The 3253-nt window shown below is 68.3% G+C and carries 4 protein-coding genes and 1 pseudogene; 4 read left to right on the forward strand and 1 reads right to left on the reverse strand.

Annotated features, from left to right (window positions below):
- Positions 1–415: pseudogene (locus FVW27_RS11140) on the reverse strand (hypothetical protein); the annotation flags it as partial.
- Between the two features lie 309 nt (positions 416–724).
- Here FVW27_RS11140 and FVW27_RS11145 point away from each other — a divergent pair.
- The 4 genes from FVW27_RS11145 (at position 725) to FVW27_RS11160 (ending at position 3041) form a co-directional block, all read left to right on the forward strand.
- Positions 725–1261, forward strand: a complete 537-nt coding sequence (locus FVW27_RS11145; RefSeq protein WP_167125152.1) for a nitroreductase family protein — start codon at positions 725–727, stop codon at positions 1259–1261.
- Between the two features lie 32 nt (positions 1262–1293).
- On the forward strand, positions 1294–1899 hold the full coding sequence (locus tag FVW27_RS11150) for an MBL fold metallo-hydrolase (protein WP_167125156.1): 606 nt from the start codon (positions 1294–1296) through the stop codon (positions 1897–1899).
- A gap of 195 nt (positions 1900–2094) precedes the next feature.
- A complete protein-coding gene (locus FVW27_RS11155) occupies positions 2095–2406 on the forward strand; it encodes a hypothetical protein (RefSeq protein ID WP_167125154.1) in 312 nt (103 codons plus the stop codon).
- Positions 2407–2408: 2 nt separating this feature from the next.
- Positions 2409–3041 (forward strand): flavodoxin family protein, encoded by a 633-nt coding sequence (locus FVW27_RS11160; protein WP_035068499.1) that lies wholly within the window; start codon positions 2409–2411, stop codon positions 3039–3041.
- Positions 3042–3253 lie beyond the last annotated feature (212 nt).

Here is a 3253-nt window from a genome sequence, read left to right on the forward strand (position 1 = left end):
ACAGCCCGGCCACGCCCGGCAGCACCGGCGACAGCGCGCGGGCCGTGCGCGCGGGTACGCCGCGCGCCACGAACACGCCCAGTTGTTCGCCCTGATGCATCAGGGGCACCAGCAGCTTGCGCTCCTGCGGCAGCCACAGCGGTTCCGGGCCGCTGGCGGCACGGGGAAAATACAGACTGTACGCCTTGAAGGACAGCACGCGGGCCATGGCGTCGCGCAGACGGTGTTCGAAAGCGATCAGGTCGCGCCGGGTAAGCGGCACCTGGCACATGGGCTGGGCCGGATTTTCAGGCCGCGCGGGGCGTGCGGCCCGTGCGGCCTGTGCGGCCCGTGCGGAAGGACAGGTGGGGTCGGCATGCACCGAGGACTGGAAACTTTCGGATGCGGCGGCGCCGGGTGCTGTGGGCTGCTTCATGGGTGTGGCTTATACCGTTTTTCCGCACCGTTGGAAAGGCGTGTTCAGTTGCGCGCGGCGTGTCACGCCATGGTCGGAGAAGGAGGCTGCCACCGCCCGGAACGCCGGGGAAAGGTTGAACCGTAGGGTGGGTTGGGCTATGGTTCAAATAGTCAGGTCAGGCCAGACTGTTGTGGCCAGCCCGCTGTAGTCAGGCCGGTATGGTCAGACGGGTGTGCGCTGCCCCGCCGTGTTCGCGAGCGGTTCACACTTTTCCGCCAGCACACGTTCCGAGCGAAATTCCCCAAAGTTTTTACCAAGAATATTCCCATGACGGACCCGCATATTTCCGATGCATCCCGCGCCGTGCTCGACGCCCTGCACCAGCGGCGCAGCATCCGCCGCTTCACCGGCGAGCCGGTGACCCGTGACGAGATCGTGGCCATGCTGGACGCGGCCCGCTGGGCGCCCAGCGGCCTGAACAACCAGCCGTGGCGCTTTCTGGTTGTGCAGCCCGGCGACCCCCGGCAGGAGGCGCTGGCGGGCTGCACCAAGTATGCCCGCATCGTGCGCGACGCCGGGGTGCTGGTGGCCGTGTTTCTCGACCGCGAGGCGTGCTACCACCCCATGAAGGACCATCAGGGCGCGGGGGCCTGCATCCAGAACCTGCTGCTGGCCGCCCACGCGCTGGGGCTTGGCGCGGTGTGGCTGGGCGAGATCGTCAACCAGGCGGAACAGGTGGAGCAGGTTCTGGGCCTGCCCGCCGGACGGTATGAATTCATGGCCCTCATCGCGGCCGGGCACCCTGCCCAGCGCGGCTCGTCCGACCGCGTCCCCCTTGAAAAACTGCTGCTGGAGGCCCTGTGAGTTCTGTAACGCCGCGTATTTCCACCTTTCCCATGGGGCCGCTGGAGACCAACGGTTACCTCGTGCACCTGAACGGGGCGGCCGTGGCCGTGGACCCGGGCGGTGCACCGCGCCCCATGCTCCAGTACGCGGAGAAGAACGGGCTTGCGCTTACGCACATCCTGATCACCCACCTGCACTTCGACCACATCTACGGCGCGGCGGCCCTGGCCGAAGCCTCCGGCGCGCCGGTGCTGGCGGGAGCCGCAGACGCCTTCCTGATGGAAACGGAACTGGGTCGGGGCGGGGCCTTCGGCTTTCCGCGCGTGACGCCGTTCAGCTACCAGCCGGTGGAGGAAGGCGACCTGGATCTGGGCACCATCGCCTGCCGCGCCCTGGCCACGCCGGGCCACACGCCGGGCAGTCTGTCGTTCCATTTTCCGCAGGCGGGGGCCGTGATCGTGGGCGACCTGCTGTTTCACAGGTCCATCGGGCGCACGGACTTTCCCGGCGGCGACCTGGACGCCCTGCGCCGTTCGGTGGTGCAGAAGATATTCACCCTGCCCGACGATACCGTGGTCTACCCCGGCCACGGCCCGGAAACCACCGTGGGCGCGGAGAAGCTGAACAACCCGTATTTCACGGAGTTTTCCCTGTAGGGGCTGTTGGCGGACGGTTCCCATCCTTGGGCACCCGGCCCGAATGGCGCGAAGCGCGCCGCAGGGCGAACAGTGGCGTGCGTACATCATTTCGAAACAGTCCTGGCATTTATGCACGGGCTGTTATATGCGGAGCCTATGGACATGCCGGAACCGCTGCTTATCGATCTGCGCGCCACCTGCTGAGGGGTGGGCATGGAGGTAGGTTGGTACCTCCGGTTCAAGCCTGATGCGGCTCTGGTGTTTCTGGTCGGCCAGGGTGCCGTGGACGCGGCGCTGGATGCGCTGCACACGGTTTCCGGCTGGCAGGCCGACGTCACCCGGCACGGGGACCATGCGAAGATCCGCTTCCGGCGAGGCACACCGGACGGGGGCGACGCGCGGCAGCCCGGGCCGGTCGGGCCGGTCGGGCCAGACGGGCCGGACGGGCCGGACAGGTGGGACGGGCCGACGGAGCCAAACGAGGCCGGTGGGGGGCGCCACACCGGGGGGCACGGCAAGGAGTAGCCATGAACGCAAGCACCATTCCTGCCCGGGCGTTGTCATGCAGCCCGCGCGCCAACGGCAACAGCGACAAGCTGGCCGCCCTGTTCGCGCGCGGATTCGCCGAGGCTGGCGGCAACATAGAGGTCACGCTGATGCGTCAGTACGAGGTGCGCCCCTGCGTCTCCTGCTATCGCTGCCAGCACGATCCCAACGGCTGGTGCTTCCTGGAGGGCACCGACCGCAGCGCGCCGCTGTTCTCCATGCTGCACGAGGCTCCCGCGCTGTTCTTTGCCGCGCCGGTGTTTTTCTACCACCTGCCCGCCATGTTCAAGGCGTTCATCGACCGGGGGCAGTCATACTGGCTGCGGCGCGAGGCGGGCGACCCCCGGCTGCTGTCCCTGCCGCGCCGTACGGCCTGGGTGGCCCTGGTGGCCGGGCGCAAGAAGGGCGAGCACATTTTTGACGGCAGCCTGCTGACGTTGCGCTACTTTCTGGCGGCGTTCAACATCACCCTGGCCGAGCCGCTGCTGCTGGCGGGCTATGACGGGCCGGACGACATCGCCAACGATCCGGCAACCTGCGCGCGGGTGCTGGAATACGGCGGCAACGCCGCGCGGGCCATGTTCGACGGCCAAGCCATGGCCGTGAACCAGTAGCCGGTGCATTCCCTTCGGGCACGCCTTGCGGCGTGGGCGCGTGCCTGCGGTCTGGCGGAAGTGCGCTGCGCCGCCTGCGGCAGGCCGTGCGAAGGGCATGCGGCAGCGCCTTCCGGTGTGCCGTGCGGCGGGCAATCCGAAGCAGCGTTCAGTCCGGCGACATCCCCATCCCATGCACCACCGTTGTGCCCGGCCTGTGCCGTGGCCTGCTC

It is taken from the genome of Nitratidesulfovibrio liaohensis (genome assembly GCF_011682075.1).
GTDB classification, from domain to species: Bacteria; Desulfobacterota; Desulfovibrionia; order Desulfovibrionales; family Desulfovibrionaceae; genus Cupidesulfovibrio; species Cupidesulfovibrio liaohensis.